This window comes from Streptomyces sp. NPDC012510 (genome assembly GCF_042955065.1).
Taxonomy (GTDB): domain Bacteria; phylum Actinomycetota; class Actinomycetes; order Streptomycetales; family Streptomycetaceae; genus Streptomyces.
Genome location: NZ_JBIBEN010000058.1, coordinates 1 through 4,716 on the forward strand (window position 1 = coordinate 1; position 4,716 = coordinate 4,716).

The window sequence follows — 4,716 nt, forward strand, 5'->3', positions numbered from 1 at the left end:
GGGGGCCCCGGGCCGCCTCCGGCGGCCTGGCGGACGCCCGCCTTGGTACTACTACGGACTTTGTTTCACCCCCCTCGGGGAAAACCGCCTCTGACCAGCACGAATGCGGGATGGGGACCGAACCTTGCTGTCGTCGGCGACGCCGGTACGAGGTCCGTCGAACCATCTGGACGTTCACGTCGGTCAAGCGGCTCTCGGCCTGCGGACGGGTCATGGCTCAGGGACAGGACGGCAAGGTTGACCGGGTCAAGATCCACCTCCGTGACGGGGTGGCCTACACGTCAGGGGTTTGCGTCTGCGCCAACGGGTGGCTCTGCCCCGTCTGCTCGGCCAAGATCCGCGCCAAGCGGGCCAATGAGATCGCGGTCGGAATTGCTTCGCTGATTATGTCCGGCGGGTCGGCATGGATGGTCACCTTTACCGTCCGCCACGCCAAAGGCCACGCATTGGCAGAACTCCTTGATGCGCTCAACGACGCTTTCCGCCGACTCGGAAATGGAAAGATCGCAGTTCGGGAAAAGAAGCTCACAGGGAAAATCGGTACAATCAATTCCCGAGAAATCACCTACGGCAAAAACGGATGGCATCCCCACCTCCACGTCATTGTCTGTTTCGACGCTGAGCCTGATGTACAGCAACTCACTTACATGATGGCTCGCTGGCAACGACTCTGGATCGAGTGGACCAAGAAACACGGCTTTCCCGCCAACAAAACCCACGGGGTGAAGTGGGACAAGGTCATGACCGCACAAGGCGCCGGAGAGTACATCGCCAAAGCACAAGACTCCGGCCGCCACATCGGCAATGAGGTTGCCCGTGGTGATCTCAAAAAGGGGAAGCTCGGAAGCCTCACCCCGTTCGAAATGATCGAGTACCTGATGCTCACCGGAGACGCTGCGGTTGTTGATCTCTGGCTTGAGTACGAGAAAGCCACCAAGGGAAAGTCCTGGCTCAGGTGGTCACCCAAGCTCAAGGCCCTCCTCGGAGTTGAGGAGAAGACGGAAGAAGAACTCGCCGCAGAAGAAGTGGCCGGCGGGGAAGTCGCCGAGCTGGCGGAGGCATCCTGGAAGATGGTGGTCGCTCACGGCCTCGAAGCCCGGGTCCTCGAAGCCGTCGAACGAGGGGGCTTTCCCGAACTCGTCAAGCTCCTCACAGCACATCAGATCTGGGCTGTCAAGAAACTCGAATCTGACGACTCGTCAGCAACCCCTGACGCTCCGTCAGATAGTAATGTCGCTTAGGGTTGGGGAAGTGTTTACCTAAAGACGATCTGCGGGGCGAGAGCATGAAAAGGGGCAACTATACTTGTAGTCCAGTGAGGGCCAAGGGTCCTCACCGTGCGAAGCAGGGACCGGGCCCCTTTTCTTGCTCTCGGAGGGGCCCCGCAGATTGGCTTTAGGTAAAGACTTCCTCAGCCCGAAACCCAAAAAATCTTCACCGCCTCCGGCGGAAGGGTCGCCCCCAGGCGGGACAAAAAAAAGCCCCCGTCCGGGGGCTTTCGTTTTCACTCTGGCATACCGTCTGGATATTGAGTCTCAGCGCGCGAATAGACTGCCTGCCGACTGATCTTTGCGGCAGTCGCGACAGCTGTCACAGTCAACTCTCCCTCTTGGACAGCTCGGGCCGAAAGCTCGGTCTCCAACTTCTTCGCTTCTTCGCTGATCTCTACGCCGACGCGAATTAGGTTTCGATACCACTCGGCTTTATCACGGTACATTGCAGAATCAGCATTTGAGGCAAAAGAGATCAGTTCAGACAATGCCTGAATCCTGAGCTGAGCCCTCATCCTCGCCGGGTCGGCCATGCCATCCACTCCCACTCAATCCGTCATGTCACTTGACAGTCCCCGTCGTCTAGGTTCACTGTAGAGCACGCAACAGGCCGTAGTCAGTAGGCCCGCCTCTGATGACCCGTCATGAGACGGGATGTCCGAGGCTCCAGCTACACCAGTGATCACCCGAGATGAGAGGGACTCAAATGCCCGCGATCTTCCACGTTGACCAGGCCCGTACCTTCAAGGCCGTCATGTTCATGAGCTGTGCCCCCAAGACGGTGTTCGGCCAGAACGACAAGCAGGACACCACCAAGGACGGCACCCCCAAGTGGGAAGTCCAGGTGGTCGCCTCCTTCGAGCAGTTCGGCAAGATCCAGAACGAAATCCTCAAGATCGGCATCAACACCGAGAAGAACCCCGGTGACGCTCTCCAGCAGATGCCCCAGCCGGTCGAATTGGTCGGCTTCCGCGTCGGCGTCTCCCCGGTCGAGAAGCGCACCGACCGCAACGGCAACGAGCGCATCACCGGCGGTACGGCCTGGTACCAGGCGGACGAAGTCCGCCCGCTGACCGCCGTCCCCGCCGGTCGCAAGTCGGCGTCCTCGGAGGCCTGATCCATGGACTCCGTCACCCTCGACGGGCTCGGTACGGCCCCCCTGCTCTTCGCCGGTATCGCCCTCGCGATCCTGGTCGGCTGGGGGGCCTTCCGGCTCTTCCTCAACTCCTTCCGCTACCTCGCCGCGACCCCGGTCCAGCGTGACCGCCTGCGGCTCGCCTGGCGGATTTCCGCCCGCTGGAAGCGCCTCGCCCCCAACATCGGGCTCGCCCGCGTCGACCAGAACACCAAGGGCGTCCGGGACTGGCAGGGCAACACCAAGGCGACCGTCACCGTGGTCCCGAAGATCAAGACGTACCCCGAGCCCTGGGGCGTCCGCGTCCTGGTCTCCACCATCCCCAAGGTCGGCCTCGAGGAGTGGGAGAAGGCCGCCGGGTGGCTGGCCGATGCCTGGCAGGTGGAAACCGTGGAGGTCAACCGCCTCAAGCCCAGCGTCCTGGAGGTCCGCGCGGTCGTCGGGAACCCCCTCGATGAACACCGGCCGTACTCGTGGCCGGCCGCCGACTCGTGGGTCCTCCCGATCGGCCACAACCCGTGGGGCCGCGAGATTGGCATCAGCCTCCGCCAGCTGTCCGGCATCAAGGTCGCGGGCATGCCCGCCTACGGCAAGACCACCCTCATGCTCGGCTGGGTCGCCGCGCTCGCAGGTCGCCCTGAGGTCCAGTTCGCGTTCTTCGACGGCAAGACCAGCGACCCCCGATACGGCGACTGGGGAGAGGTCGGCAGCAGGGCCATGTTCGTCGTCGGCGACAACCCCGAGGCCGCCAACCAGAAGCTCACCGAGCTGGTCCGCCTCATCAAGGACCGCCCGGCCGCCCTGGTCGAGGAACGCGGAACTCACCGGTTCTGGAAGACCGGCCCGACCACCGAGAACCCCTTGGTCCTGGTGGTGATGGACGAGTGCCACAACTACGCGGACACCCTCGGTCTGACCGGCAAGGACAAGCAGCTCATCGACCACAACAAGCGCATGATGCAGACCATCTCGAAGGAGGGTCGCTCGGTCGGCGTCCTCGGCATCTTCGGCACCCAGAAGCAGACTTCCGACGCCATCCCGACCGCTGTCCGGGACAATCTTGAAGCCGGTGTTTGCTTCGCCGTCGCGACTATCGACGCAGGCGAGGCCGCCTTGGGCGCCGCCATCCGCAAGGACCCCGACAACGACCCGACCGCCCTCGTGGACAAGGACGCCAGCGTCGGCGTCTGCGTCGTCACCGGCCTGCCCGGCCTGGGTGCCCGTTACGACAGGGTGCGCGTCGGAGACCTCGACGAAGACCAGGTGGCCCAGTACATCGCCTCGACCGCGGCTCTCCGCCGGGACGTCATCCCCGCCCCCGCCCCGGTCGTTACCGACGTGTCCGCGGCTGCCGACGAAACGATGGCCGGCCAGACCGTGCCGCTCCAGAAGAAGACCAACGCCCGCCGTAGGAAGGCCAGTTGATGACCCCCGAGATGCTGAAGGCCGTCCAAGCCTTCTACCGCTTCAGCAAGGCCATTGCTGCTGGGCTCGCCCAGCCCGAGAACGAGTTCAGCCCCGACGGCGGACAGGCCGCCGCCAACGAGGCCTTCCACGCCATGAAGGAGGCGGGCGCTTTCCAGCTCGGCGAGGGCGAGTTCACGGCCTTGGTCGAACAGGTCTACCCCGGCTACCTGGAGGAGTTCGGCAAGTGAGCGAGCCCGTGTACACCCCGCAGCCCATCACCGTGACCCCTCAGCAGCCCCTGAGCGCCCCTCAGAGCCTCTACCAGCCTCCCGCCTACGTCATCGTCCAGCAGGCGGCCCCGGAGCCCTCCTGGCTTCGCCAGCACGGCGGACAGCTCATCGCCGCCGGAGGAGCGGGCGCCCTCGTCATCGCCGTCCTCCTGGCCGTGGCCGTCGTCGCAGTGGCGGTCGGGATCGGAGCCGTCTCATGCGCCCTCGGCTGGCTGGTCATCAAGACCCTGCTCGGCCCCCAGAAGCGGAAGTGACCGCCCGGCGAGTCACTACCTCGCCGGTCGGCCACTGACGACAGGATCACACGGAACGACGGAGGCCCGGTACCGCGCACACGGTCCGGGCCTCTTCCTCCGCCACCTGGAACGCGAACGGAGAACGTGATGGACACGGTAGACGACGGCGCCGCCACGGCACCAGCTCGTGTCACCCCGCAAACGGATGGCACGGCGGTCGTCCCGCTGGACGGAGCACAGGCCGCACAGGACCTTCGGGCCAACGGCGGCCGCCGGGTTTCCCGGCGCCCCCGTGGCGAAGCCGGGAGGGGGCGCCGGGCCGCCTCCGGCGGCCTGGCGGACGCCCGCCTTGGTACTACTACGGACTTTGTTTAACC

The 4,716-nt window shown here is 64.5% G+C and carries 6 protein-coding genes; 5 read left to right on the plus strand and 1 reads right to left on the minus strand.

Annotated elements, in window-relative coordinates; all coding sequences use genetic code 11:
• The first annotated feature begins 212 nt into the window (after nt 1-212).
• Complete coding sequence (locus ACFY9I_RS42110; RefSeq protein WP_391012720.1) at nt 213-1,241, plus strand: protein rep; 1,029 nt, start codon at nt 213-215, stop codon at nt 1,239-1,241.
• Between the two features lie 263 nt (nt 1,242-1,504).
• Here ACFY9I_RS42110 and ACFY9I_RS42115 read toward each other — a convergent pair whose 3' ends face one another.
• Nucleotides 1,505-1,804, minus strand: a complete 300-nt coding sequence (locus tag ACFY9I_RS42115) for a hypothetical protein (protein ID WP_391012723.1) — start codon at nt 1,802-1,804, stop codon at nt 1,505-1,507.
• Nucleotides 1,805-1,977: 173 nt separating this feature from the next.
• Between ACFY9I_RS42115 and ACFY9I_RS42120 the strand changes: the two genes are divergently transcribed.
• Genes ACFY9I_RS42120 through ACFY9I_RS42135 form a run of 4 tightly spaced genes read left to right on the plus strand, consistent with a single transcriptional unit; the run spans nt 1,978 to nt 4,357 of the window.
• Nucleotides 1,978-2,388: a hypothetical protein gene (locus tag ACFY9I_RS42120; protein ID WP_391012726.1), complete on the plus strand. Its 411-nt coding sequence runs from the start codon at nt 1,978-1,980 to the stop codon at nt 2,386-2,388.
• Between the two features lie 3 nt (nt 2,389-2,391).
• A complete protein-coding gene (locus ACFY9I_RS42125) occupies nt 2,392-3,831 on the plus strand; it encodes a hypothetical protein (RefSeq protein WP_391012729.1) in 1,440 nt (479 codons plus the stop codon).
• On the plus strand, nt 3,831-4,061 hold the full coding sequence (locus ACFY9I_RS42130; protein WP_391012731.1) for a hypothetical protein: 231 nt from the start codon (nt 3,831-3,833) through the stop codon (nt 4,059-4,061). The genes ACFY9I_RS42125 and ACFY9I_RS42130 overlap by 1 nt, the downstream gene beginning before the upstream one ends.
• Nucleotides 4,058-4,357 (plus strand): hypothetical protein, encoded by a 300-nt coding sequence (locus ACFY9I_RS42135; RefSeq protein ID WP_391012734.1) that lies wholly within the window; start codon nt 4,058-4,060, stop codon nt 4,355-4,357. Before ACFY9I_RS42130 ends, ACFY9I_RS42135 begins: the two co-directional genes overlap by 4 nt.
• Nucleotides 4,358-4,716 lie beyond the last annotated feature (359 nt).

Coding starts and splice junctions, on each gene's coding strand:
- ACFY9I_RS42110 (WP_391012720.1), top strand. CDS start 213: ATGGCTCAGGGACAGGACGGCAAGGTTGACCGGGTCAAGATCCACCTC.
- ACFY9I_RS42115 (WP_391012723.1), bottom strand. CDS start 1,804: ATGGCCGACCCGGCGAGGATGAGGGCTCAGCTCAGGATTCAGGCATTG.
- ACFY9I_RS42120 (WP_391012726.1), top strand. CDS start 1,978: ATGCCCGCGATCTTCCACGTTGACCAGGCCCGTACCTTCAAGGCCGTC.
- ACFY9I_RS42125 (WP_391012729.1), top strand. CDS start 2,392: ATGGACTCCGTCACCCTCGACGGGCTCGGTACGGCCCCCCTGCTCTTC.
- ACFY9I_RS42130 (WP_391012731.1), top strand. CDS start 3,831: ATGACCCCCGAGATGCTGAAGGCCGTCCAAGCCTTCTACCGCTTCAGC.